The sequence below is a fragment of the Rhizobium sp. JAB6 genome (assembly GCF_003024605.1).
Lineage (GTDB): Bacteria > Pseudomonadota > Alphaproteobacteria > Rhizobiales > Rhizobiaceae > Rhizobium.
In genome coordinates, this window is sequence record NZ_PYJQ01000003.1 from 35,714 (window position 1) to 61,325 (window position 25,612).

26 protein-coding genes are annotated in these 25,612 nt (G+C 58.7%); 17 read left to right on the forward strand and 9 right to left on the reverse strand.

The window, feature by feature from the left end; genetic code table 11:
- The first annotated feature begins 6 nt into the window (after positions 1–6).
- From C7U61_RS04700 to C7U61_RS04710, 3 genes are read left to right on the forward strand one after another with little or no spacing between them, the layout of a single operon-like run.
- Complete coding sequence (locus C7U61_RS04700) at positions 7–1,179, forward strand: YcaO-like family protein (RefSeq protein WP_106997004.1); 1,173 nt, start codon at positions 7–9, stop codon at positions 1,177–1,179.
- A complete protein-coding gene (locus tag C7U61_RS04705; RefSeq protein ID WP_106997005.1) occupies positions 1,176–1,892 on the forward strand; it encodes a TfuA-like protein in 717 nt (238 codons plus the stop codon). Before C7U61_RS04700 ends, C7U61_RS04705 begins: the two co-directional genes overlap by 4 nt.
- A gap of 51 nt (positions 1,893–1,943) precedes the next feature.
- Positions 1,944–2,207 carry a hypothetical protein gene (locus C7U61_RS04710; protein WP_245410741.1) on the forward strand — a complete coding sequence of 88 codons (264 nt, stop codon included), beginning with the start codon at positions 1,944–1,946 and terminating at the stop codon, positions 2,205–2,207.
- Between the two features lie 448 nt (positions 2,208–2,655).
- On the opposite strand, the gene C7U61_RS04720 is transcribed toward C7U61_RS04710, so the two are convergent.
- Positions 2,656–3,291 (reverse strand): GntR family transcriptional regulator, encoded by a 636-nt coding sequence (locus tag C7U61_RS04720; protein ID WP_106997007.1) that lies wholly within the window; start codon positions 3,289–3,291, stop codon positions 2,656–2,658.
- A 177-nt stretch (positions 3,292–3,468) separates the two neighbouring features.
- Here C7U61_RS04720 and C7U61_RS04725 point away from each other — a divergent pair, with 177 nt between their 5' ends.
- The 7 genes from C7U61_RS04725 (at position 3,469) to C7U61_RS04755 (ending at position 10,671) form a co-directional block, all read left to right on the forward strand.
- Positions 3,469–4,893, forward strand: coding sequence for a M20 family metallopeptidase (locus C7U61_RS04725; RefSeq protein ID WP_106997008.1), 1,425 nt, complete (start codon positions 3,469–3,471; stop codon positions 4,891–4,893).
- The gene (locus C7U61_RS04730) at positions 4,886–6,562 is read left to right on the forward strand and encodes a M28 family peptidase (RefSeq protein ID WP_106997009.1); all 1,677 of its coding nucleotides are present in this window, start codon (positions 4,886–4,888) and stop codon (positions 6,560–6,562) included. The genes C7U61_RS04725 and C7U61_RS04730 overlap by 8 nt, the downstream gene beginning before the upstream one ends.
- Positions 6,563–6,621: 59 nt before the next feature.
- Positions 6,622–7,476: a transporter substrate-binding domain-containing protein gene (locus C7U61_RS04735; protein ID WP_106997010.1), complete on the forward strand. Its 855-nt coding sequence runs from the start codon at positions 6,622–6,624 to the stop codon at positions 7,474–7,476.
- A gap of 80 nt (positions 7,477–7,556) precedes the next feature.
- Entirely contained in the window at positions 7,557–8,276 is a 720-nt protein-coding gene (locus C7U61_RS04740) for an ABC transporter permease subunit (RefSeq protein WP_106997011.1), read from the forward strand.
- The gene (locus C7U61_RS04745) at positions 8,276–9,016 is read left to right on the forward strand and encodes an ABC transporter permease (RefSeq protein WP_106997012.1); all 741 of its coding nucleotides are present in this window, start codon (positions 8,276–8,278) and stop codon (positions 9,014–9,016) included. The genes C7U61_RS04740 and C7U61_RS04745 overlap by 1 nt, the downstream gene beginning before the upstream one ends.
- Positions 9,013–9,780 carry an ATP-binding cassette domain-containing protein gene (locus C7U61_RS04750; RefSeq protein ID WP_106997013.1) on the forward strand — a complete coding sequence of 256 codons (768 nt, stop codon included), beginning with the start codon at positions 9,013–9,015 and terminating at the stop codon, positions 9,778–9,780. Before C7U61_RS04745 ends, C7U61_RS04750 begins: the two co-directional genes overlap by 4 nt.
- Before the next feature lie 33 nt (positions 9,781–9,813).
- Positions 9,814–10,671 carry a transporter substrate-binding domain-containing protein gene (locus C7U61_RS04755; protein ID WP_106997014.1) on the forward strand — a complete coding sequence of 286 codons (858 nt, stop codon included), beginning with the start codon at positions 9,814–9,816 and terminating at the stop codon, positions 10,669–10,671.
- Positions 10,672–11,208: 537 nt separating this feature from the next.
- Here the strand turns inward: C7U61_RS04755 and C7U61_RS04765 are convergent.
- A complete protein-coding gene (locus C7U61_RS04765) occupies positions 11,209–12,780 on the reverse strand; it encodes an acid phosphatase (protein WP_106997016.1) in 1,572 nt (523 codons plus the stop codon).
- A gap of 246 nt (positions 12,781–13,026) precedes the next feature.
- Here C7U61_RS04765 and C7U61_RS04770 point away from each other — a divergent pair, with 246 nt between their 5' ends.
- Positions 13,027–14,184, forward strand: coding sequence for a cytochrome c peroxidase (locus tag C7U61_RS04770; protein ID WP_245410743.1), 1,158 nt, complete (start codon positions 13,027–13,029; stop codon positions 14,182–14,184).
- Here the strand turns inward: C7U61_RS04770 and C7U61_RS04775 are convergent.
- On the reverse strand, positions 14,166–14,429 hold the full coding sequence (locus C7U61_RS04775; RefSeq protein ID WP_181315790.1) for a hypothetical protein: 264 nt from the start codon (positions 14,427–14,429) through the stop codon (positions 14,166–14,168). The genes C7U61_RS04770 and C7U61_RS04775 overlap by 19 nt on opposite strands.
- 232 nt (positions 14,430–14,661) lie before the next feature.
- Complete coding sequence (locus C7U61_RS04780; RefSeq protein ID WP_106997018.1) at positions 14,662–15,930, reverse strand: GGDEF domain-containing protein; 1,269 nt, start codon at positions 15,928–15,930, stop codon at positions 14,662–14,664.
- Between the two features lie 202 nt (positions 15,931–16,132).
- On the opposite strand from C7U61_RS04780, the gene C7U61_RS04785 reads away from it, so the two are divergent.
- The gene (locus tag C7U61_RS04785) at positions 16,133–17,356 is read left to right on the forward strand and encodes an ATP-binding protein (protein ID WP_106997019.1); all 1,224 of its coding nucleotides are present in this window, start codon (positions 16,133–16,135) and stop codon (positions 17,354–17,356) included.
- Between the two features lie 19 nt (positions 17,357–17,375).
- Positions 17,376–17,777, forward strand: a complete 402-nt coding sequence (locus C7U61_RS04790) for a response regulator (RefSeq protein ID WP_106997020.1) — start codon at positions 17,376–17,378, stop codon at positions 17,775–17,777.
- 239 nt (positions 17,778–18,016) lie between these two features.
- Here C7U61_RS04790 and C7U61_RS19600 read toward each other — a convergent pair whose 3' ends face one another.
- The gene (locus tag C7U61_RS19600; protein WP_106997034.1) at positions 18,017–18,277 is read right to left on the reverse strand and encodes a hypothetical protein; all 261 of its coding nucleotides are present in this window, start codon (positions 18,275–18,277) and stop codon (positions 18,017–18,019) included.
- 389 nt (positions 18,278–18,666) lie between these two features.
- On the opposite strand from C7U61_RS19600, the gene C7U61_RS04800 reads away from it, so the two are divergent.
- Positions 18,667–19,257: a BA14K family protein gene (locus C7U61_RS04800; RefSeq protein ID WP_106997021.1), complete on the forward strand. Its 591-nt coding sequence runs from the start codon at positions 18,667–18,669 to the stop codon at positions 19,255–19,257.
- 120 nt (positions 19,258–19,377) lie between these two features.
- Positions 19,378–19,677 carry a hypothetical protein gene (locus tag C7U61_RS04805; protein WP_106997022.1) on the forward strand — a complete coding sequence of 100 codons (300 nt, stop codon included), beginning with the start codon at positions 19,378–19,380 and terminating at the stop codon, positions 19,675–19,677.
- A gap of 67 nt (positions 19,678–19,744) precedes the next feature.
- Here the strand turns inward: C7U61_RS04805 and C7U61_RS04810 are convergent, their stop codons facing one another.
- Complete coding sequence (locus tag C7U61_RS04810) at positions 19,745–20,497, reverse strand: SDR family oxidoreductase (RefSeq protein WP_106997023.1); 753 nt, start codon at positions 20,495–20,497, stop codon at positions 19,745–19,747.
- Positions 20,498–20,594: 97 nt separating this feature from the next.
- Between C7U61_RS04810 and C7U61_RS04815 the strand changes: the two genes are divergently transcribed.
- Complete coding sequence (locus tag C7U61_RS04815; RefSeq protein ID WP_106997024.1) at positions 20,595–21,491, forward strand: AraC family transcriptional regulator; 897 nt, start codon at positions 20,595–20,597, stop codon at positions 21,489–21,491.
- 334 nt (positions 21,492–21,825) lie between these two features.
- Here C7U61_RS04815 and C7U61_RS04820 read toward each other — a convergent pair whose 3' ends face one another.
- Positions 21,826–22,590 carry a DUF4239 domain-containing protein gene (locus C7U61_RS04820; protein WP_106997025.1) on the reverse strand — a complete coding sequence of 255 codons (765 nt, stop codon included), beginning with the start codon at positions 22,588–22,590 and terminating at the stop codon, positions 21,826–21,828.
- Positions 22,587–23,864: an alpha/beta fold hydrolase gene (locus C7U61_RS04825; protein ID WP_106997026.1), complete on the reverse strand. Its 1,278-nt coding sequence runs from the start codon at positions 23,862–23,864 to the stop codon at positions 22,587–22,589. The genes C7U61_RS04820 and C7U61_RS04825 overlap by 4 nt, the downstream gene beginning before the upstream one ends.
- 415 nt (positions 23,865–24,279) lie before the next feature.
- Between C7U61_RS04825 and C7U61_RS04830 the strand changes: the two genes are divergently transcribed.
- Positions 24,280–24,792: an FUSC family protein gene (locus C7U61_RS04830; protein ID WP_210202919.1), complete on the forward strand. Its 513-nt coding sequence runs from the start codon at positions 24,280–24,282 to the stop codon at positions 24,790–24,792.
- Positions 24,793–24,880: 88 nt separating this feature from the next.
- On the opposite strand, the gene C7U61_RS04835 is transcribed toward C7U61_RS04830, so the two are convergent.
- Positions 24,881–25,177: a PRC-barrel domain-containing protein gene (locus tag C7U61_RS04835; protein WP_106997028.1), complete on the reverse strand. Its 297-nt coding sequence runs from the start codon at positions 25,175–25,177 to the stop codon at positions 24,881–24,883.
- Between the last annotated feature and the right edge of the window lie 435 nt (positions 25,178–25,612).

The window sequence follows — 25,612 nt, forward strand, 5'->3', positions numbered from 1 at the left end:
TAATCGGTGTCAAACAGCTTTAGAGCGTGCCCTCCGGCGGAAACTCTTTCAAGGGTTTCGCCTCATCTGGGGCGACTTGGCATAACCCGTGTCGGACGCCAGACCGAGCTCGATCGAATAGGTATTCCCGTTTGGTGTGCTTATGCCCCGAATTCCCGGGCGATCGTTATTGCCCAGGGTAAAGGTCTGGACGACATTTCCGCGAAAACATCCGCGGTGATGGAAGCCGTCGAGCGTTCGGTGGCCACTCAGCCTTACTGTTCAACGCTGATGGCAAGTCGAGACGATCTTACCTCATGTGGCCATGCAACGGATTGTTTAAATGGCCTGCTGGCTGTCGGTGCTCAGCCGATAGAGGCTATCGAAGAGATCAGATGGTCCCAAGCCCGCGATTTGGTGAAGAATGCCTCAATATTCCTGCCTTTCGATGCCATTCATCTTGACCGAACCCAGATCAGCCCGCGCTTTTGGATATCATCGGACGGATTGGCGTCAGGCAACACTTGGCACGAGGCGGTCCTGCACGGGTTGCTGGAGAGGCTGGAGCGGGATGCCTGCGTCCTCTGGAGCGTTGTCCGCCCGGCGCGCCGATATGCGCGCCGGATAGATCCATCCAGTATCGAAGATAACCATATTGGCGCGATGCTGGAGAAGATCTTCTCTGCCGATTTCGATCTCGCCCTTTTCGATGTGACGAGCGATCTAGCCGTTGCCTCCGTCGTTGCCTTGCTGCGGCCGAAAGGTGATGACAGGTTGCTGAGATATGTCGACTTGACCATGGGGGCAGGCGCATCCTTGTCCCCGAATGTCGCCGTCGCGCGAGCAGTCTCGGAGGCTGTACAATCTCGGATGACATTCATTGCCGGCGCAAGGGATGATCTTATTCCCGAGCTGTTCTCCCGTCGCGCCGATCCAGCCCACCTGCAGTCGTTCCGCGCTCGATATATGACGAGCCTCGACGAACTACCGCCGACCGCCGCTGGGTCTGCGCAAGACGCGCTCGATCATCTTGTCGGGGCTCTGTCGGGACGCGGTATCGACCAGCTTTATGCAATCGAGCTGGCACCTGAATGGCTGCCGGCATCGGTCGCGAAGGTTTTCGCGCCGCAACTCGAACATCCGGATGGGAATCGCCGAATTCGCTTTGGCAGTCGCGCATTCTCGGCGAGCCTCTTATGAAAGTGATCTTTGTCGGCCCGAGCCTGCCCGATGCCGACGCTTTCGCAGACGACACGATGGTCATACGGCCGCCCGCGTGTCAGGGCGACGTCGTCAGAGCTCTTGAGCATGGTGCGACTGCCATCGGCCTTATCGACGGCCAGTTTGAGTTCGTCGCGCCGGTCTGGCACAAGGAACTGCTCTTTGCCCTATCCAAAGGTGTTGCGGTGTTTGGCGCGGCCAGCATGGGAGCGCTCCGCGCGGTAGAATGCCAGGCTTACGGCATGGTCGGCGTTGGCAGGATCTTCGACGATTATGCTTCCGGACGCCGCATGGAGGATGCGGATGTCGCCCTCCTTCATGGCCCAGCGGAGCTAGCTTATCCGCCTTTGTCAGTCCCGCTGGTCAATGTTGATGCGACGATCGAGGCCGCAATTGACCAAGGCGTCATCGATGGAGGAGAGGCTCTGCGGCTCTCCCAAGCAGCCCGGCGTCTATTTTTCAAGGACCGGACCTGGAGGCGTATTGCCGAAACCAGCAGCATAGACACAGGGCAGGTGAGGGCTCTCGTCGCCACTGCGTGGACTGACCAGAAGCGCCAGGATGCTATGGAGCTGATGCGTGCAATGGCAGAGAGACCATCACCGGCACCCGTGATGGTCTGGTCCTTCAATGCAACTCCGCTGTGGCGCAAACTCTACCCACAACTTTACCGTATATCGGAGGCTGATTGACACATGCATTGCGTGTGCAACGCTTTTGCAACGCACTTCGTCGATCGGAATATGCCAATCTCGCCTTCGGATCATTTTGGTGGGGTTTTAAGAGTGATGGATTGTGAAGGTCATGAGCGTCATTGCGAGATCTTGGCGCTTGTTAAAATGATGCAGTATGCCGATCAGATCGCCAGCGATCTCGATACACCGCAGGCCGTGTTCCTGATAAAGGCGGCACAAGAGGCTCTACTTTCCGTCTTGAAGACCGAATGCGCGGCGCTCTCAAATGCACATCTGGGCGGGCTTGTCAGTGACGCGCATGGTCACTGCTAGCTCCATCCTTCAGAAGGAACCGATCATCATCCAACCGATGCCGGCTTGCACTTGGAAACTTCAAGAGGTCTGGTTTGCTTGGAAGAATACGAGCCACGGTGGGCCGAGCCGCGAAAAAAGTAAGCTCCGCCGATCCAGGGGCATTGTTCTGGATTTCAAGGAACCTCATGGAAATATGAGGATCGAGTTCATCCTGTTTGCAGCGATTGTTGTTGCGTGGTTTACGATTGCCTGCACCATCTGTCTCTCGTTGAACTGGCTCTGATCTCTGGCTCTTTCCAGGGCAGCTACAGTTGTAGATCGGCGAGCCGTCTCGAGCGGAGATAGCGTGTTTGGAGTCTTGTTTGGCGCGGATATTTCCGGTCCTTCTCTCCCGAAGAAGAGAAGGAAATGATTGGCGACCGTTCCCCTCAGGAGCAACCAATCCACGCGGACAATTCATAAACGGTCAAGCCTGAAGAATGTGCTTGCGCGTCAGTTCCATGAGGTGGCTTACGTCTCGCCTTTCTATCGCGTCCACCATTTGCTGATGTTCACGACCGGATTGCTCAATGCGGGCGCGTGTCCGCCATTGCGATACCGGCGCGGAGGACGTTCGCTGCCGAATTTCCGTGATCAGTTCCACGAGTTCCTGATTGCCGGCAAGGGCAAGCAAATGGCGGTGAAAGGCGAGGTTGGCTTCGTAAAGTTCAAGCATGGTGCCGTTCAGCACCAAATCATCGAAGCGTAGAGCAAGAGTTCGCAACTTCGCGATATCTGCCGTGCTCGCATTCGCAATGATACGGTCGCTGACGGCGACTTCAAGAATGACGCGAATGTCGCTTACCTCTTGAGCGCGGCGCCCGTCCTGCTCATGGACGTGATAGCCACGATTGGGAATATGCTCCACCAGGCGCTTCTGCACCAGTCTGTCGAGAGCCCGTCGAACTTCAGGCCGCGTACAATTATACCGCCGTTCGAGATCGATCTGCTTCAGCCAGGTTCCGGGTGGGAGGCGACCGGCAAGAATATCCTGCAGGATAAGCTCGGTCACGTCGGGCGTTTGCGGCTCTTGCGCTGTCGCTTCGGCTTCCAGCGAATTCATGCAGTTCTCTCCAGCCTCCGGGTTTCGGCGATGACTATCATAGCTCTCCTTTGGCTCACAACGAGCGCGATATCGGTGCTGAAAAAATATTCACGCTTATCTCTTGCGCGGTGATGTCAATTGGATCATAAATTGGCGCCAATTTGATTACCATTATATGAGGCGTGTTGTAAATCCATGCAAAACTCGGATGCCGTTTGGGAAATTGTCGAGAGAAAACGCACGGCGTTTTTCGAGTTGAGCGACCGGATCTGGGACATTCCGGAGACGAATTACCTGGAGTATCAATCTGCCGAAGAGCATGCCCGCCTGCTGGAAAATGAAGGTTTTCGCGTCAAGCGCGGCATTGCCGGTTTGCCGACGGCAGTCATGGGAGAAGCAGGCGAGGGCGGTCCGGTCATCGCGATCCTTGGCGAGTTCGATGCCCTGCCGGGGCTGAGTCAGGAGGCGGGCATTGCCGAGGAGCGGCCCCTGGTCGACGGCGGCAATGGTCACGGCTGCGGTCATAACATGCTCGGTGCCGGGTCGATGCTCGCTGCCGCCGCCGTCAAGGATTTTCTTGCGGAGAACGGCTTGACAGGGCGGGTGCGCTATTACGGTTGCCCCGCCGAGGAAGGTGGCTCGTCGAAAGGTTTCATGGTCCGCGCCGGTATTTTCGACGATGTGGATATCGCGATCTCCTGGCATCCGGCAGCCTTCGCCGGCGTCAACACTCCGATCTCGCTTGCCTGCAATGAAATCAACTTCCATTTCTCAGGCCGCGCCTCGCATGCCTCCGCCACACCGCATCTTGGCCGCAGCGCTCTCGATGCGGTGGAGTTGATGAATGTCGGCGTCAACTACATGCGCGAACACATGCCTTCGACCGCGCGCATTCACTATGCCATCACCGATGCCGGTGGCGCGGCGCCGAACGTCGTGCAGGCGCGTGCCACGGTGCGTTATCTCGTCCGCGCGAGAACCTTGCCGGAGCTCCTGTCCCTAGTCGCCCGCGTCAAAAAGGTCGCGGAAGGTGCGGCCCTGATGACCGAGACGACCGTTCGCAGTGAGATCATCAGCGGCGATGCCAATCTCGTCGGCAACACGCCGCTCGAAGAATGCATGTTCTCCCATTTGCAGCGGCTCGGTCCTCCGCAGTTCGATGATGCGGACCGGGAGATGGCCCGCAAGTTCCAGCAGACCTTCAATGCAGAGGATATCGCAGCCTCCTATGGTCGGTTCGCACTGAAACCGAAGAAGGACCAACCGCTTTGCGAGGAGGTTTTCCCGCTGAACGCCGGCGATGGCACGCTGGTCGGCTCCACCGATGTCGGAACAGTGAGCTGGGTAGTGCCGACCGTGCAGATGCGCGGGGCAACCTATGCCATCGGCACGCCCGGTCATTCCTGGCAACTGGTCGCTCAAGGCAAGCTGCCGGCTGCTCACAAGGGAACCGAGCATGCCGCCAAGGTAATGGCCAGTACGGCCGCCGATCTCATCCGCAATCCCGGCTTGATCGAGGCCGCCAAGGCCGATCACAAGGCTCGCCTTGAAGGAATGCCTTTCGTCAACCCGATCCCGGATGACGTCGAGCCGCCGCTGCCGGAGAAGGCCCATGCCTGACTTGGCCCTGCAGCCAGATCGTGAACATCTGATGGCGCACCTCCGCGAGTTCGCCCGCCGGGTGAAATTGTCGGGAACGCCGGAGGAACTGGAGAGCTTCCATTATCTTCAGGCGCAGATGAACAGCTACGGGTATCGCACACAGCTGCTGTCGCATGATGCCTTTATCAGCCTGCCCGGTGCGGCCAAGGTTGAGATCGAAGGCGAAAGTCTTCGTTGCATTACTCATTCGATGTCGGTTTCGAGCGGGTCAGGAGGTACAAGCGGCGACCTCGCCTATGTCGGCGAAGGGACGGAAGCCGATTTCGTCGGCAAGGATGTGGCCGGCAAGATCGTTCTGGTCGACGGAATTGCCACCGAGGAAGTCGCCGCAATTGCGAGCGCGGCCGGCGCTCTCGGCGCGCTTCATGTGAGTCCGAACGAGCATCTCTACGAAATGTGCGTGTCGCCGGTCTGGGGCAGCCCGTCGCAGCATACGCGGACCAAACTTCCGAAGACGGTCATCTGCACCATTGCCAGCGAAGACGGCATGCGCCTGCGCGAACGGCTTGCCCGGGGTGAAAAAGTGCGCGCAACGCTTACGGCAGAGGTCGACACCGGGTGGCGCAAGACACCGCTTCTTGTCGCCGAGCTTCAGCCGGCGAGTGAGGATGAGCCATTCGTGCTGTTTTCAGGCCATCATGACACCTGGCACTTCGGTGTCATGGACAATGGCGGCGCCAATGCGACCATGCTGGAGGCGGCCCGCTTGCTTGCCCTTCAGGCAAGTGAGTGGCAACGCGGCCTGCGTATCTGCTTCTGGTCCGGCCATTCGCACGGACGCTACTCCGGTTCGGCTTGGTATGCCGATGAATATTTTGATGACCTCGATCGTCGTTGCGTGGCGCACGTCAACGTCGATTCCACCGGGGGCGAGGGGGCGACTATCCTCACCAATTCCGGCGTCATCGATGAGTTGAAGCCTTTGGCGGCCGAGGTAATCCAGCGGCTGACCGGGCAAAGGCATGCCGGCAGACGTCACGGCAGAGCAGCGGATCAATCCTTCTGGGGTGTCGGCATCCCCTCCATGTTCGGAAGCCTCAGTCATCAGCCGCCTGGACCTGTCAAAATGCTGACGGCGCTCGGTTGGTGGTGGCACACGCCGCATGACACCGCGGAACATATCGATCCCGCCAATCTCCGCCGGGATACACAGATCGTGCTGGAGATACTTTGGCGCCTGCTGACCTCGCCGATCCTGCCATTGGACTATACTATTTATGCGGATGCCCTCGGCAAACAGGTCGCCCAGCTGCAGACGGAGCTCGCGGGGCGTATCGACATTTCGGTTCTTGCAAACGCAATCGACGAGTTACGCATCAACGCGAAAGCCATAGTGGGGGCGAAGGACCTGTCTGCCGCCAAGGTAGCTCGCATCAATGCCTCGCTCATGCGCGCCAGCCGCCATCTCGTGCCGCTGAACTATACGAGCGGCGAACGCTTCCATCATGATTCCGCCCTGCCGCACCCGGCCTGGCCGTCGCTGGAGGGGCTTCGGGCGCTGGCCACGCTGCCGGTGACATCGTCAGAGACCGCTTTCTACGCCGTCCATGCCCGTCAGGTGAGAAATCGCGTCGCCCACGCGCTGAGGCAAGCCAATACGGCATTGCGCGCCGCCCTGGAGGACTGACGCAGCCATATCTCCAATTAAACAAACGGCACTTCGAGGCCGAAAAGAGGGAACTGAGAATGAAGAATAGAAATCTGTTTGCTGCCGTGTTCGGCGCCATTGCCTTCCTGGCCCCCCTTGCCGCCGGCGCCAAGGACTGGACGCATGTCAAAGTCGGCATTGAAGGTGCCTTCCCACCCTGGAACTTCATGGATTCCAGCGGCAAGCTTGCCGGCTTCGATGTCGATCTCATCAACGACCTCTGCAAGCGCGCCAAGGTCGATTGCGAACTGATTGCCGGCGAATGGAACGCGATGATCCCGAGCCTGAATGCCGGCAAGTTCGATCTCGTGATGACGCTCGGCATCAACGAGAAGCGCAAGCAGGTGGTTGATTTCACAGTGCCCTATGCGAGCGGCGTCGCAAGCTTCCTGCTTCTGAAGGATGGCCCGGTCTCTCCCCTGCCGATGACCGGCGAGCGACTGAATCTGAACGACAAGGCTAAGGCCGATCCTGTGATGGCAGAAATCGGCAAGGCGTTGAAAGGGAAGACCGTCGGCGTGGTCCAATCGACCAGCCAGGAGCAGTTGATCAAAGCCTATTTCGGATCCGATGTCACCGTGCGCGCCTACAAGAATTCCGGAGAACGTGACCTCGATCTGAAGGCCGGGCGCATCGATGCGGGTTTCGACAGCGGCGTTTATGAAACCTCCGTGCTCGGCAAGCCTGGCAACGATGATCTGATGATGTCGGGTCCGCTGGTGAAGGGCGCGATGCTGGCAACCGAAGTCGCGCTCGGCATGCGCAAGGGCGAAACCGATCTGAAGGCCAAATTCGATGATGCCATCAGGCAGGCCGCCAAGGATGGCACGATCAAGCAACTCTCGGAAAAGTGGAGCAAGATCGATCTGACGCCGACCTTCGACGCCAATTGAGCGTTCTTTCACCGCGTCACCTATAGCTGAGGCTAGACAATGGCACTTGCCGCAAAAGTCCGCTCTCCCGGGGCTCCATCATGAACCAGCCAAGTTTATTCGAGCTTGCTGGCTTTGGGCCGGAGGGCTGGGGACATGCCCTTCTTGCCGGAGCGTGGATGACCATTCTGGTTGCCATCGCCGGCTATGCCGTCGGGGCCTCTATCGGAACGCTCGGGGCATGGGCCAAGATTGCCGGCAACGGCTTTGCTCGCGCTACGGCCGATGCCTATACGACGGTGCTGCGCGGCATCCCCGATCTGCTGGTCATCTATCTCTTCTATTTCGGTGGCAGTGCCGTGGTCACGGCGGTCGGCAAGCTTTTCGGCGCGGAAGGTTTCCTCGGCTTTCCGGGCTTTCTGGCCGGCTCCCTCGCGGTGGGGGTCACATCAGGTGCCCAGTTTACCGAGGTGCTGCGAGGCGGGTTCAAGGCAGTTCACCCAGGGGAGATCGAGGCTGCCATCGCGTGCGGCATGTCACGCTGGCTTCGCCTGCGGCGGATCATCGCGCCGCTGACCCTGCGTCATGCGCTTCCCGGTCTCGGCAATGTCTGGCAGGTCGTCTTGAAGGAGTCGGCGCTGGTGTCGATCACCGGCGTTGCCGAACTCCTGCGTCAGGCTCAGGTCGGCGCGGGATCGACCGGGCTTCCATTCGATTTCTACCTGATCGCCGGCGCGATCTATCTGATGATTTCGACGCTTTCGAGCCTCGTTCTCCAGCAAGCCGAGCGGCGTCTGTCGCGCGGCGTGAGGAGGCGCTGATGGACTGGCAGTTTCTTGAAGAGACGTTTTTGAGCCTGATCGCCGCAATTCCACTGACGATCGAGCTAGCCCTGACGTCGATCTGCCTCGGGGCCATTCTGGCGTTACTGCTGGCGCTTGCCCGGCTTTCCGGCATCGTCGTGCTGGATTGGTTCGCGCGCCTTTATGTCTTTGTCTTCCGCGGCACGCCTCTTTTGGTGCAGATATTCCTCATCTATTACGGCCTTGGTCAGTTTCCCGCCATACGGCATAGCATCGTTTGGCCGTTTCTCCGCGATCCCTATTGGTGCGCGGTTCTGGCGCTGACCTTGAATACCGCGGCCTATGCCAGTGAAATCATTCGCGGCGGCCTGCTCTCGGTACCGCATGGTCAGATCGAGGCTGCTCGCGCTTGCGGCATGCATCGCTTTCTCGTGTTTCGGCGGATCATATTGCCGCTGGCGATCCGCCAGGCCTTGCCCGGCTATGGCAACGAAATGATATCGATGGTGAAAGCGACGTCGCTTGCCTCGATCATCACGCTGATGGAGGTGACGGGCGTCGCCGCTAAGATCATCTCGGAGACCTATAGGGCAATCGAGGTTTTCGTGGTCTCCGGAGCCATTTACCTCGCCATCAATTTCGTGCTCACGCGCCTCATTCAATTTGCCGAATACAGGCTGAGCCCGCATTTGCGCGCTCCTCTTCCCGTCACCCGTGAGAGTGCCGCGATCACGACGCCCGCAGGAGAACCACAATGACGGCTGCGCCCATCGCACTGAGCGTGCGCGACATGCACAAGAGCTTCGGGCCCGTCGAGGTCCTCAAGGGCATCTCCCTCGATGCGCTCGAAGGCGACGTCGTCTCCATTCTCGGCTCGTCCGGATCGGGAAAATCGACGTTCCTGCGCTGCATCAATCTGCTGGAAACACCGGATTCCGGCGAGGTAACCGTCGCCGGCGAAACGATCCGCATGCAGCGCAATGCACGAGGCGCGCACCGGGCGGCGGATGGAAAGCAGGTCGACCGGATGCGTTCGCAGCTCGGAATGGTGTTCCAGAGCTTCAACCTCTGGTCTCACAAGACGATCCTCGAAAACCTTATCGAGGCGCCGATCCACGTGCAGCGGCGCTCCCGCGCCGAATGCATAGACGAGGCCGAGGCCCTGCTCGCCAAGGTCGGCATTGCCGATAAGCGCAATTTCTATCCTGTCCACCTGTCCGGAGGCCAGCAGCAGCGGGCCGCCATTGCGCGCGCGCTCGCCATGCACCCGAAGGTTATGCTTTTCGACGAGCCGACGTCCGCGCTCGACCCCGAGCTTGTCGGCGAAGTGCTGCGCGTCATGCGTTCGCTTGCCGAGGAAGGACGCACCATGCTGATCGTCACGCATGAAATGGGATTTGCGCGCGACGTCTCCAGCCGCGTCGTCTTCCTGCACAAGGGCGTCGTCGAGGAAGACGGCAAGCCCCAGGACGTCTTTTCGAACTCGCAATCGGAACGCTTCCGCCAGTTCATCAGCCAATGACGCATCACGCTCAATCAAGAGGGGAACGAGAGCATGAAATACATGACTGCAATTTTGACGGCGTTCATGATGATCGCCACCTTGGCCGTTTCGACAGCTGTGCGCGCCGAGGAGAAGAAATGGACACATGTGACGATCGCGACGGAGGGAGCATTCCGTCCGTGGAATTTCACCAAGGCCGATGGTAGCCTCGACGGCTACGAAATCGAGCTGATCAAATATTTCTGCGCTCACATGAAGGTCGAATGCACGACGGTGATCCAGCCTTTTGACGGCATGATCCCGGCGCTGAATGCCGGCAAGTTCGATGCTATCATTTCCGGCATGTCAGCGACTGCCAAGCGCGAAGAAGTCATTGCCTTCAGCGATTCCTACGGCACGACGGGACAGACTTTTGCGACATTGAAGGACTCCCCGCTCGCCAATCTGCCTTTGAAGGGCGAAGTCTTCTCGCTCGCAACGGATGAAGCCGGCGCTGCCAAGGCGGTGAAGGAGCTTGAACCCATGCTCAAGGGCAAGACGATCGGCGTGCAGACAGCATCGATCGCTGCGACCTTCCTCGATAAATACCTGAAGGGCGTCGCCGATATCCGCGAATACAAGACGACCGAGCAGCATGATCTCGATCTAAAGGCCGGCCGCGTCGACCTCATCATGGCCTCCATGGCTTATCTTTCGACCGCGGCGGCAAAACCGGGCAATGAGGACATGATCGTCGCCGGCCCACGCTTCCAGGGCGGCATGCTCGGCCGGGGCAGTTCCGTCGGTCTGCGCAAGAGCGACCCGGAGCTGAAGGCGATGTTCAACGATGCGATCGCCGCAGCCAAGGCGGACGGCACAATCGCTAAGCTGTCGCAGAAGTGGTTCGGCTTTGATGTTACGCCGAAGTGAAACCCTCGTGAAATCCTCATCCAGCGCAGGGCTGGATGGGGAATGGAAGTAGCGCGTTTCACGCTGGCCGCAGGGCTTTCGGCTACCCGGCGATTCTTACCCTCGCGGTTTTCCCACTCCATGTTCTGGCGTGGGACATTCGGCTTTATCGAAGCTGGCGCCGTCTGAAGCATCCTACCGTCATAAAGCTTGGCAAAATGAAAGCCTGATCTGCCGACAACGCCAGTTAGATTTTATTCGGGGTCGATCATGGAATAAGCGCAAGGACAATCCGATTGGCTGCGGCGACGAGGAACAGCGCGATCGCCCGCATTGGCGAACCGAGGTGATTGAGACTCACCGCCGTGATCGCGAAAATCCCGGCTTCGAGAACGAGCCTTCCAGCCGGGCCAATCTCGTATCTCCGCTTCCGATCTCTCGCCGAGCGCCAAGACGCGGGTTCTTACAAGCAATGCTGGCCGATCGCCAGCCCCAGGCGAAGCAGTTTTTCGACGCCTGGAGCCCCGTCGCAACGTTTGGCCATGCAGGTGCCAGTCCCTACTTGTCCTTCAGAACAAGTGCACTGGTCAGGTCGCCCAGCGGCTTTTGCTTGTGGGCAGCGACGGCTGCGTCTCGAACGGTGATGCCATGTAGCGTCGGCAGCTCGAAACGGCGAGTGATGAAACGCAGGATCGAGGTCGTATCCATTGGTGTGTGATCGACATAGCCATGCCGCGCATAGGGCGAGACGATGATGGCGGGAATGCGGGAACCGGGACCCCAACGATCACCCTTGGGCGGTGCGACATGATCCCAAAGGCCGCCGTTTTCGTCATAGGTGACAACGACGAGCATATGTGGCCATTGCGGGCTCTTCTCAAGATGCGCGATCACATCGGCGAGATGGGCGTCGCCGGCTTCGATGTTGGCATAGCCGGAATGTTCATTGAGGTTGCCCTGCGGTTTATAGAACGAGACCTGAGGCAGCGTGCCGGCGTCGATCGCCTTGATGAACTCGGTACCCGCCAGACCTCCATCTCTCAGATGTTCGGTCCGGGCGGCCGTGCCGGGAGCGAAATTCGCATAATAGTTGAACGGCTGATGATGATACTGGAAATTCGGCGCCGGCTGCTTGTTTCCGTTGTCGAGCACATCCTGCCAGGCGCCCCCGTACCAGGCCCAGGTCACGTGCTTGAGGCTAAGCAAGTCGCCGATGGTGGGCTCCGTCTGCGGCGGCAACGTCGTCGGCTTGTTCGGATCGGCAAGCGCCTTGTCGCCATCTGCCGCTGGCCCATTGCCGCTTGGTTGATAAGGGGGTTGCATGGTGTTGACCGCATAGAAATCGGGCGTGAGATTGCCGTCGCCGACAAATTTTGGAATGCCATCGATTGCAGACTTCGGCGAGTTGGGCGCGGTCTTCAGTGTCACGCCATCCGCCTCGACGACCGCGATGGAAGGTTTGGCGGCACTGGTGTCGGCATTCGGATAATACGGCGCACAGGCGCAGATCAGCCATTGATGGTTGAAGAACGAGCCGCCGAACGCGCCCATGAAGAAGTTATCGGCCAGCACGTATTTCTCGGCCACCTTCCACATCGGCGTTTTTGAGCCATCCCACAGACCCATTGGCAGTGCACCTGAATCTGCATAAGCGACAAACTTGTCGTTCCGGCCGCCATCGATCTGCATCTGGTTCTGATAGTAACGGTGCCAGAGATCGTGCGTGATCGTATCCAGCCCGAGGTTGAACCCTTTGGGATCGTCGACATGAAATGGCCGATTGGGAAGATGCTCGGTCTCTGCCTGCGTTACGGGCGGCGTCACGCCCTTGGCGGTGAGGCCGTCCCAGATCGGCGGCAATTCTTTTAGCGGCTTGCCATCGCGGTCGCGCTGGATGCGGGCGGCCGCCGACGCTTTTGAAACTCCGTTTGCGCCCGGGAAATTGCCATAGAGATTGTCGAAACTGCGGTTTTCCGCATAGATCACCACGACTGTGTCGATGAGTTTCAGGTCACCGGCGATCCTCCCGTTCGACCCGGCATTTGCGCCGGAACTTGCGGCGGCGGCCGGGCCAAAGACGGCCACGGAAAGACTTAACGCGCAGATGGCGGTAGCAGTGATCGACTTCATTTTGGATTATCCTCCACGGGGTTCAGTGGATGCGCCTCCACTTCGATTAGGCAACATATTCCGGCAGGTATCCAAGGCAAGCGCTAATTGAAATGGTCTTGAAACGCGGCTAACGATATCCCTGTATGAGATGAGCCATTGCAGTAAGGGGCAGCGACTATGGCGATGCATTTGAAGCCGCCTCGAGGACAATGGCTCGGGATTAGCGCGTTCCTCGCAATACTGTTGATGATCACGTCGGCCGCCATGGGCGAAGCACTGTCGCGCGCGGAGGTGCGACGACAGACATCGGCTCTGACAGCACTGGGTAAAGCTCTCTTCTTCGATCCATCGCTCTCGGCCTCCGGCAAGATGGCCTGTTCCTCCTGCCACGATCCCGAGCACGGCTTCGGCCCGGCGAATGATCGTTCGGTTCAACTCGGTGGCGGCGATCTGCATCAGCCGGGCCTGCGAGCGGTTCCCTCGCTCAAATATTTACAGGTCGTCCCACCCTTTACGGAGCATTTCTTCGAATCCGAGGATGAGGCAGATGAAAGTATCGACAACGGTCCGACCGGTGGCCTCACCTGGGACGGCCGGGCCGACCGTGGCCGCGAGCAAGCCAAGATCCCACTATTTTCCGCCTTCGAGATGGGCAACAGAACCGAGGCGGAGGTCGGCCGCCATGTGCTCGAGGCAGGCTATGGAAAGGCGATCGCAGGTATCGCCGGACCAAGGGCCGCCACCGACCCGGCTGTTGCCTTTCGTACCGTGCTCGAGGCTTTGGAAGTTTTCCAGCAGGACTATCGGACCTTTTACCCCTACTCGAGCAAATATGATGCCGTCTTGGCCGGCAAGGCGGTGCTCACGCCTCAGGAGGCAAAAGGCCTTGAATTGTTCGATGCACCGGACAAAGGCAATTGCGCGTCCTGCCATGTGAGCCAGCGTGGGAACGACGGTACGCCGCCGCAATTCACGGACTATGGTCTGATCGCCATTGGTGTGCCCCGCAACCGCGAGATCCCCGCCAACAAGGATCCGGCATTCTACGATCTCGGCCTTTGCGGTCCTTTGCGGACCGATTTCAGCGGGCGTGAAGACTATTGCGGGCTCTTCCGCACGCCGACCCTGCGCAACGTCGCACTGCGCAAGACCTTCTTTCACAATGGCAGCATTCATTCCCTACAGGATGCCGTACGCTTTTATGTTGAGCGGGAGACAAGGCCGGAACATTGGTACCCACGCAAACCCGACGGAAGCGTGGACAAGTATGATGATCTGCCGGGGACAGCCAAGGCTAACATCAATATGGATCCGCCCTTCGATCGCAAGCGGGGGGAGGCCCGAGCGCTCTCTCCAGCCGAGATCGATGATGTGGTCGCCTTCCTGCGTACGCTTACCGACGGCTACGATCCGCCAAAGTGAAAGGGACGTGCGTTGCGTGGTCGCCGCGTCTTTGATTTCGGGGTGCCGTTTGCCCTCAGGTCAAGGAGATCAAGTACCGTATCCGCACCTTTGCCCGAGGCGTTGATCTTGCCGTCGTCACCGATCGTGAGCTCGGTGCCGTTGGCGAAGCTGAGAGACCAGCCATCATCCGATTTGGTTCGGCGTCTATCCGTCAGCTCGATCCCCGCTGCGGAAACCAATGCAATCACTTTGTCGACGTCCATGCTTTCGCTCTCCATGCTGCAGATGCGTGTCCACCACTTCAGAAGCTGCGTACTCCGCAGACTAGAGATTGATATTTGTCTGCGCATGCCGGTAACAACAGCATATCTCGGGGTTGAGTTTTCTTCCTTTAATTTTTGCTGCTTTCCTTGGCATGACCAAGAAGCCGGTGATCCGCCTTCTTCATAGCGTGGTGAAAGAGGATCGAGATCCCAGGGAGATTTTTTCAGCCCCTCAGTGCAAATCAACACCATAGGGCACCACGCGATTTCGGCCCGATTCCTTAGCGCGATAAAGTGCCTGATCCGCCTGGCTTTGAAGCTGTTCCGGCGTGGCATTTTGGATATTTTCTACGTGGCTCACACCGATGCTGACCGTGACATAGGGCGATACCCGTGAAGCGGGATTCGGAAGGGATGCGATCTCCACGCTTTCTCGGATCTGTTTGGCGACCTCAATTGCTTCCTCTTCTGCAACGCCGGGAAGGACGACCAGGAATTCCTCGCCCCCGTAGCGCGCCGCATGATCGTGGCTTCCTCTCAAGTTGCTCTGAATGATGCCGGCGACCTTTACGAGGCAGCGATCGCCCTCGCCATGGCCGAGGCTGTCGTTCAGGGCCTTGAAATGATCGATGTCGCACATCAATAGGGCAATACCCCCCGTTTCGGCCCCTGCGTCCCAAAGGCGATTGAGGAGTTCCATCATCCAGCGCCGGTTGGCGATGCCGGTGAGCGGATCGGTTCTTGCCAGGAGCTCGAGGCGTGCGTTCGCCCCAGCCAGTTCCGCTACGCGACTTCGGTCCCGGAGCTCGAGAAGAAAGGCCTTTTGCGCAAGGATCGTCATGGTGCGCCGCGACACTATCGTCGCGATGATGCCGGCAGTGAAAAACAAGGTTGCCGCCTCCACGCTTCCGACAGTGATGCTCGGATTGTGGATTTGGAAGAAGAGATAAAGGCCCAGAGCGATCGCGGCAATGATCGCCGTCGCCGGCAGCGGGATGGCGAAGATAATGATCGCGGAAATGGCCACGAACAACATGATGTTCAAATGCCGCTCGTAAAATTCGCCTCCGGCGGTTACGCCGACCAGCGCCACGGAGAGGAGGATGAAGAACAAGCCGGCTAGAAGGATGGCTATCTGAAGTCTGGGCACGCCTGGTTTTCTCCAGAAAAAGGCCGTACCCAAAGCCGCCGGAGGTAAAAGGAAAGCGGGCGCGAGCATGGAGAGTGCGACCGGTCTCGGAAGCAGGATCGCGTTCAGTCCCAACGTAAGCAGGTCTATGAACGTTACCCAAACCATCCATGAGCGGATGATCTTGGCGGTTCGCGGCCAGGAGCGCTCCTGAAAGAGGCGAAGAAGCTCACCCTTCAGCCGTATGTCTCGCGTACGACCGTTAAGGAGCTGCTCCACCTCTCCTATAGGCAGGGACGTCGATGCGCTTTGCTGGATTTTCAAATCAATATCCAGTTTGTTGGCCGAAACCTCGTTCTTGTGCAGTTCCATCTCCAATCGCCAGGAGGATGTTTCGTTCGCAATACAGAACAGTCAATTCTACAACCAGATTGTTAGCGTCTCCTTGCAGTCACTATCGCAATTTTACATTCGCTCGATCGAATTACCGCCGGTGTGGCGGCGGGCGGTCTGCAACGCAAAATTAGTATTATAAATCTATTTTAACCTGAGGAGATGGGAAGGTTGGGCCATAATGGATGTAGAACAATGGGCTATTGGCCAGACAGATGGCCTACTCGATATCGCGCTCGACAACATGCCGCATGGGCTTTGCATGTTTTCAGCCGATAAGCGGTTGATTTTGTGCAATGCCGCTTACGCGAATATGTACGGCTTGCGCGAGGATTTGACCGTCGCCGGCACGCCGCTCCAAACCATACTGGACTATCGTTCGCACGTGGGCAGTGGGCCCGTTCATAGGGCCACATATTTTGATGTCGTCGGATTGGCCGCGCAAAGGGGCGGAAGAGCGAGCCAGAATGTCACCCTTCAGGATGGGCGAGTGATTCGTATTACCCATAGCTCGATGGCCGACGGACGTTACGTTGCCACCCATGAAGATATCTCCGAGAGCGTCCGGAACGCCGAGATCCTTGTACGGCACAAGGAGACGCTCGAAGCGACGGTCGCCTTGAGAACGAAGGAGGTCGAGGAGCAGGCGCGCGAGCTCGAACGCCTCCTGCAGCAGGAGCGCAACATCAATGAGCTGCAGCGCCAGTTCGTTGCGCTCGCATCCCATGAATTTCGCACGCCTTTGGCCATCATTGATGGAGCCGCACAACGCCTGCTGCGGGCAAAGGGAGATATTTCCTCTCAGTTTGTCCGAGAAAAAGCGGAACAGATACGCTCATCCGTGGTGAGAATTGTCAATTTGATGGAAAGTATCCTTGCCGCCGGCCGGATGGATAATGGGGCAATCGAAATTCGTTACGATCGATGCGCTCTGAGATCGATGCTTGAATCCTGCTGCCATCGCGAAGGTACGATCAGCAGATACCATCACATCAGGATGGATCTTGAAGGCCTGCCCGATCACATCGAAGCCGACAAATTTGCGCTTGAGCAGGTTTTTTCCAATTTACTGTCCAACGCGACCAAATATGCCCCAGGCCACCCCGAGATCAGCGTCGCCGGTCGGCAGGAAGGCGATCATGTGGTAATCGTCGTGCAGGATCACGGCGTCGGCATCGACGCAGAAGACGTGCCCAAGATCTTCCAGCGATATTTTCGCGCACGGACCTCCAGCGGAATTCCCGGCACCGGTCTTGGTCTGTATTTGGTGAAAAAGATCATCGATTTGCACGGGGGATCGATCGAGATCGACACCCAGAAAGGGAGAGGGACCTCCTTTATCGTTAAACTCCCGATATCCCGGAAGAATCCGCAGATATCAGCAGATCTTGCGAACATAGCGTGATCGCCAAAAGGGCAAGCTAATGACCACCATTCTTTGCATTGATGACGAGGCGGAAATCAGAGGTTTGATCATCGAGGAGCTGGCCGAGGCCGGCTTTGCGACGTTGGAGGCCGCAAATGGCCGTGAAGGGCTGGAACTCCTTGTGACCAAATGGCCCGATATCGTTATTTGCGATATCACCATGCCGGAAATGGATGGTCATCAGCTGCTCGCGGAAATTCAGATCAACTATCCGGAGCTCTCCAACGTGCCGTTCATTTTCCTGACCGCAATGACCGACAAGCAAAATATTGTCACAGGCTTGCGGGCAGGGGCGGCCGATTATTTGACCAAACCGATCGATTTCGAAATTCTGCTGGCAAAAGTAGAGGGTTGCGTCGCACGTATCGAAAGCGACATCAGAAACCACAGGGCGTTCTGACCCGAATAAAAGCGCATCCGGGAAGTTTCTTCGCGCCAGCGCTCGGCGAGAATGCAGTTCCACCGAGCCATCATGACGCTTAATGAGGTCTGGCAGAGACCGCGAGACGTGTAGTTCCGTCAGGGGATATTTGCTTGGTTCTGGTGTCATACGGGATCATGTGACGCATGCCGACTAACAACCTTTCGAGGTGCGAGCCGAGGCCAGAATAGTATGGACGCCAACGAGCGGGCGTTCTCTCACAATTGAAATGGATCGCGACACGACATCGCGCGTACGATATGCTGTTCGATCTCGGAACAAGTCTCATCGCACTCCCGCGCCAGATCTGAATTGAACGGCTGTCGCCGAAGAGCGTCTCGTGTTTCGACTGCTATTTGGTAAGCCTCGAAAAGTTCGAGCTGCCAGCGATCGCTCGCTTCCATAATCAGGTTTCGCATCTGTGGCAATCGCATCGCGAGGCGTCTGCGTCCGGCCTCCCGCCGGTTGGATCGCGCCATCTGCCTTAATCTCCAGAGCATGCCCCAGCGTATGGGCTTCCATTCGCAGGTAGCGCCGGCAGTAGACATTGAAATGGGTTTAGGACCAAAGGCGGTAGGCCTCAGACTGAAGTCCCTGTCGTGGAACGACATGCCCGCCGGTTCGTTGCTTCGCCAGCGATCACGAAGCCTCCCTTCATAGAAGAAGGGAGAAGCGCTCGGGCGCGATATCACCAGGACGGGGAGAAAGAACATGGTCCATTCAGCAGAAAAGTCCCGGGGCCGGCCATGTCCCTGATGGCCATTCTGTTCACGATCCCCGGTATTGGGGCCAGGCTTTTCGCAGCCGGCGGCCGGCGCACCCGTATTGCCGCCCGCGTTCCACTGGTCCGATAGCGGGGGACGGGAAGATGAATGCGCTCGCATCCCTCGCCTTCGCAATCGTCAGTTCAGTCGGGATCTGTGTCGCCGTTGCCTCTGTTGCGTCCCGTGTTGTGGCGGATTCCGAGCCTCACGCCTTCAAGGAGCTTGCAGCACATGACCTATGGACGGCGAAGCCGGTGAAAGTCGATCTCCGCCGGCAGCACTACGAACGCATTCCGCCGCGCTATTCCAGCTATGTGATCGAAGCGTCGGCGAGCACGTCAAAGGCGGTCGAGGATCCCCCGGTACCGCAACGTCCCGCACCTCGGCCAGAGCTGTCCGATGAGCACCTCGCGTGGTGTGCGCAACGCTACCGCTCCTTCAATCCGACAACCAATAGCTATCGATCTTATGGCGGGGAGATCCGAGAGTGCTCTTCGCCGTTCCAACAGATTATCGCTGACGCAGATCGGCCCGTCGAGACGAAGAAAAATGCGCAGGCAGCAGCCTGGTGCGCCGCGCGCTACCAATCGTATCGACCGGAAGACAATACCTATCAACCCTGGGAAGGGCCGCGGCGCCCCTGCAGCCCCCCGGATACCCTTCCCGGTGCTGATCGTATTGCGAGCGGGAAATGATCATCCGAACCGTCGGCGAAGCGGGCGTTGCGGACTACGCCGAGCTGGTTAGCCGACAAATTCGACGTTTGAAATGCAGTGGTTGCAGTAGCCCGGCCAAGTTTGAAATTGGAGACAGAGATGACGGCCATGCTGATAACGGAAATCCAGCAAGCTCAGCTAAAAGGTTTCTTCTTGAGCAGGGCGGACCGAGGAGCACTTATGGTTCGCATCCTCAATGAGCTGAAGATGCAACGAGCGCTACTCGGAAATGTGCCGGCCGACCATTTCGTATTGATGGACAGGCTCATCGCGCGCGTTTCCTCCGCGATGCCCGAGATCGCCGATATGCAGGTTGCAGAGTTCAATCATGTTCTAAGCGAGTTCGAAAAGCTTTTGGCGACGCTCGATGGCATTTCGCATACCGCCACCATGCATTGAAGCAGCTCTCCTCAATGCATGGTTGGAGTCAGAACGGCGACAGCATTTCGGTCGCCGCCTTTTCCCGTTACAAACCGGCCTCGGCCATCCAAAGCTCGGCATCCTGACCGCCTGGAATTCGCAGCGGAGCGGATGCATCCGTGGCTGCCCGCCAGACCGCCTCCGCTACGTCCCGTGCGTGGGTCACGGGACCGGTGTCGTCCTGCACCGCCCTTACAAATTGCTGGATCAGTGGGGCATAATCCGAATTGTCCAAGCCACGCAAATGCGGACGCGCATTCTCCCCAAAACGCGTTTCCGGCGAGCGGCCTGGCAAGACGATATGCACCCGCACGCCAAACGGCTCCATCTCCATTGACAAGGACTCGGTGAAGGCGTTCACCGCTGCCTTGCTCGCCCGGTAGATTCCAATCACCGGCAGAGGTTTGACGGTCACCGTGGAGGTCACGTTGACGATGATCCCGGCGCGTCGTCGACGCATCTGGGGCAATACGGCCTGAATCATCGCCAATGTGCCGATCGTATTTGTCTGGAACAGCGACTGCACCGTCTCCGGCGCGGTCAGCTCGATTGGTGCCGGCGCCCCGAAACCGGCATTGTTGACCAATACATCTATCCGACCGGCGCTCTTCACGGCTTCCGCGATGCTGGCAGCATCGGTGACGTCGAGCGAGAGAATACGCAGCCGTTCGGAAACCGGGAGCAGCGCAGGGTTGGGCGTGCGCATTGTCGCGATCACGTCCCACCCTCGTTCAAGAAACAGTTTCGCAGTCTCCAGGCCAAAGCCGGACGAACAACCAGTGATCAATATCGTTGGCATGAACTTCTCCAAACAAAGGGAACGATGCCATGATAGTGACCGGATGAGAGACTTTATATATGCTGCAGTCTCCATTTCTTTAGCGATAGTCCTAACTATGCCAATCGATCCCCTTGCCGAAATCGTCACATTGCTGCAGCCGACCGCACGTTTTTCGAAGCTGGTGGAATGCGCCGGCTCCTGGCGAATTCATCGGGAGGCCACGGGCGAACCATTCTATTGCGCAATCCTTGAGGGGCGTTGCCGCGTAACGTTCGGAGGACGTCAACCTTTCATCCTTCAGGCCGGCGACTTCGTGCTCGCGCCGGCCATGCGCGACCTTGTCAACGAGAGCGTCGATGCACCGGCCGATCTATCCGCTATGGTTCCGACACAGTTGAGTGGCGGCCATTTCCGTGTCGGCCGCCTCGAAGGGCCGGCGGATCTGCGTATGCGCATAGGCCATTGCAGCTTCGGCGCGCCGGATGCAGCCTTGCTTGTTTCCCTCTTGCCTGATGTGGTTATCGTTCGCGATGAGCCCCGCCTCGCTACGCTGATGCAGCTTGTAGGCGAGGAAACCCGCGAGCGGCGGCCGGCGCGCGAGCTCGTGCTGGAGCGGCTGCTGGAGGTATTGTTGATAGAGGCATTGCGATCCGGCGCGGAGACGGTCGTCACGTCGAGCTTGAGCCGCGGCCTTGCCGATGAACGCCTGGCGGCAGCACTTCATGCGATGCATGCACGTCCTGCCCATCCTTGGACAGTGGTGGAACTTGCAACGGAAGCGGCTCTGTCCAGATCGGCTTTCTTTGCGCGCTTCAGCCGCGTCGTCGGCCTGGCACCCATGGAATATTTGTTGGCTTGGCGCATGGCTCTCGCAAAACAGCTATTGCGCGGCCGCGAATTGGGGATGGATCAAGTGGCCGAACGTGTGGGTTACGGATCAGCAAGCACATTCAGCGTCGCCTTTGCGCGATACGTGGGCATGCCGCCCGCTCGATACGCCCGCGGGAGCTGAGAAGCGATTGAGGACATGAAGTCATCAAGAGAGTTTCGCCGGACCAATATGGAAATAGCGGCTCAGGTCTCACACCGTCACTCCATCACGGCCCACGCTCCTTTAAGCCTTCCGCAATTCCCCCAAGAAATGGTCCATGACTTGGCCTAAGCAAAACATGATAGCGGTAGGTGAGCGCAACCGGGCCAGGTTGACTTCATGACTAGAAAACCTGCATTAGGTGTTCACATTGCGTCAAGAGCACTGCAGTTGCGTCATTCTTGCTCTCGTGCAGGGGCGGGCGACGCCCGATTCGGAGGATCTCAATCGACCACCGACGGTAAACTCAATTTCCTCACGCCCGTCCAAGACGATCCATCGCTATCTGCAGCGGCTCGAGGGAGACCCTTATGATGCCGGCGTAGGGGTTTGCCATGTCGGAAATGACGAAGACCGCGCCCGCAACGGACAAGGCCGAAACAAGTATGACAGTCAGGACTGTTTTGTTCGGGGGTGCCTGAAGGCCGAATGTTGCGAATAGAAGCGCAAGCCAAGAGATCATGACCACGAAGAATGGCCATGGCAATCCTTCAGAGCCGGAATCGATCTTCAACCAATGCCCTTCCGCGATCATGCCGCTGACCTCAAGGGCTCGGGTTCGCACGAGGTTTTGTGCCTGGTCGGCGGGTACCAATCGTCGCAAATCGTCTTGCACGGCTTCGATGTCGCGGTAGGCCGGGGTACTTTCCTTCGAATCGTCGTCTTGCGAGGAGGTGGACCACCGGCCGTCAAGACGCTGTTGCACCAATTCGCGCAGCCGCTTGCGATCGGCGTAGGTGTCTGGACCATAGTGGGCGAGCAGACGGTCGAGCAGCAGGACGTGCCCCGCGGTCGCCTCCATCTCGGAATACGCATTGTCGAAAGTGGTTTTCGCCGAGGCGATCAACAAGCTGAGCGCCAAGGCGGAGAGCGTTCCCACAACGGCCGTTGCCAACCGGATCGCCTCCTTGGACTCAAGGCTGAGATGGTGAGCGGGCAGGCGGTCGCGAACGACGATGCCGCATAGAACCGCAGCGACCAGAATGGCGAAGACCATGGCTCCGAGCAGCAACGATGTCATGGCTGTTCGACCCCATCATGTTGCAAGGTTTCCGCGACCGGCTCTCTGGCAACGCAATCGCTCTGAGGGTGGCGACCAACAAACCGATCCGCCATCCAATCGACCGCCTGATCAGCAGTGTCCCGGGCAATGAAGCCGTGGCCAACCTTGGGGATGGTCAGGAAGGTCACCTTGGTGCCGTTCACGCACAGCCGGCGGGCGTAGGAAGCCGTAACCTCCGGACGGACGATATCGTCGTTCATTCCTTGCGCAATGAAGACGGGATAAGCAGGCGGTACCGGCGGGGGAGAGTTCTGCGCAAGGAGCCTGTTCCATGGTTCGGCGGCCGTCGGATCCGAAATCGTCAGGAAGGTCTTGCCGAGCGGCCGCTCCTCCATGCGTCTTGCGAGGAGATCGAAGATGGTTTCGATGCAGCCGTTCGCGAGACGGTCCATCGCCGGCAGAGCTGCCGGAACGACCAGGGAGTCCAGCGGGATGTCGAAGACGCGCGACCAGGACCAAAGGGTCAGTGCCGTGAGGCCTTTGCCGCCGCTCGTCGCAAAGTCATCCTTCATCAGCGTGCGAAGGTCGGTTGCCGGAGCAGCCGCTGCAACACCCACGAGATCGAGATCCGGCGCGTAGGGGCGGGCAAGCAGTCCGGTATAGAGTGCCGCCTGGCCGCCCTGAGAATGGCCCCACACTGCAAATCTCGGCCTCTCCTGGCCGAGCAGATGTCCTGCGGCGCGAACGGAGTCGAGAACCGCGCGACCTTCGCTGTCGCCGATCAGATAGGGATGGACGCCGGGGCCTCCGAGGCCGGGATAATCGGTGGCAACGACCGCGAAGCCCTCCGAAAGCATCCGGTTCAGACCCTGGACCTGGCGGAAGACGGAGTTGCGCAACGACGGCGCGCATTGGGTCGCAACGCCGGTCGTTGGATGCGCCCAGGCAACGATCGGTCGGCTCTGGTTATCGCCCTCCTGCGGCACTATAAGGACGCCGGAAACCGCGATCGCCTCGCCATGCAGGCCCCTCGATCGATAGAGGATTCGATAGGCATTCGTGCCTTGCGGTGAAAATGGCATCGGTTCGGATCTTATGATCGTCCCCGGACGCCCATCGATCGCTTGAGGATCGGCAAGGTAGAATGAACCGGCGGCCTGTTCCTGGCCTTCGGTATCGAAGGCCAGGACGAGCGAGAGCACGGATGATACGGCGAGCAGGGCTGCGATTGCGACGCCGGCGCGCAGATACCAGGGCGCACGCCGGCGCCCCGCATAGCGGATAGGGGTCATGATCGTTCTCTGTGGATGTCAATTGAGGGTATCGGCCGACCGCAATCGGGTCGGCCATATCGGTCGAAGCCGGTAGGTCTACTGCCAGGCGCCGTTCGGCAAACGTCCGTGATAGGGCGTGTTGCGGCAATGACCCCAGGGGCCAATCCAGTACCCGGGAGGGCAAGGCGAGGCTTCGACGACAGTTTCCGAGATAGTGCTGGTGCTGGGGGCGTTTCTCGTCGGCTATCTTCGACGATTTGGAATAACAGGAGCGGGCATAGGCTCTCAGTTCTTCATCGGTCAGCTTCTTGCCTACGGCGCAGGGCTCACCGAAGATGACGTTGGTCTGATCCTGATATCCGGAGCGATTGCCGCGCTCGCCTCTATCATACCTAGGGTACTAAGCGGGCCATCCGAACATCCAGCAGCTCCGATGGCAGTACCGGCTGTTCTGCCAGGCAGGATTTCGCCCGAACTGGCCATGGGACTTCAGGCCGCCACCGCTGCTCTCGCACTTGTAGTCCTGAGCGCCATGCTCGGCCTCGCGGAGTCGATCTGGGCCGTCACGGCAGGTGCCTATGTCGTGGCGGGATCGATGTCGGGAACGAGGGATCGTGTGCGCCGGCGTATCATCGGCACAGCGGTCGGCGTGCCCATCGCCCTGGCAATGCTGCCTGCCGCGATCGACTATCCGCTCGCCATCTGGGCGGCCGCTGGGCTCGCCATGGTGATCTATGCAATGGCGCTGCCGGAACGATATGACATCGCATGCGGCGCTTACGCTTACGCGCTGGTTGTGACGTTGGCGGCAACAGGAGAGCATTCCTATACTCTTCTCGCCGCGCGGCTGTGGGAGACGGCACTGGGTGGTATGGTGGGTTTACTGTGCGCTACCCTTGTCTTTCCGTTGAAAACGACAACGGACACGCTGAGGCACCGCATGTGAGCATGTCATTGCTCGACCGGCCGGGAGAGTGCCGCGCGAGCTTTAGCAAGGGGAGCCTGCCGCACATGCGGAAGCTCCCTTCCGGTGTTTAATCGCGATGCTCGGGCATTGCCTTCAGCTGGTCCTTTGTCCAAGAAGTCACGCCATGGATTTCGCCGCTTTCGTCGCGCATGAAATCGAGATCGGTCACTCGAACGGACACCGGCTTTGCGCCGATACCGAGGAAGCCGCCGACGTCTATCACGACGCTGCTGCCGCTGCCGGCGCCATGCACGTGGTCAACGGTTCCAATCTTGTGATCGTCGGCACCATAGATGGATGCGCCTTCCAAATTGGCTTGTGTGAGTTCTTCTTCGGTCAGCCGTATGTGGTTGCTATGATCCATGAGTTATTCCTCCTTCCAATTTCGGGTGTAATGTTGATTGGCGATGCCGGTGGCGTTGCGTTCCTGTGTGTCCGTGTGCTCGATTGATTGCCGCGGCATGGCCTTCTCTCTTCCATTCATCACAAGAACGAACGGCCATGCGAAAGCTTTGTTCCGGGGCTGCAACTTCGCGGGATAAATCCTATGACGGTCGTCTGCCAATGAGCTGGCCTGAACGAAACACGGCGAGAAATCGGGGGATCAGGAATCCGGCACCGCCTTGTCGAGCCAGCCAGCAGCGGCGGAATATTCTCGAAGCCTTGGTAGGTGTATGGGTGCTTGAATCACCGGGCCGATGTTTCCAATCCTTCAACTGTAAGACGGAGATCAGACGCGCGATATCGTCTTCTGGATGAATTCCGGCTGGCATGCTGAGGCGTCGAGCTGCTGCTCCGA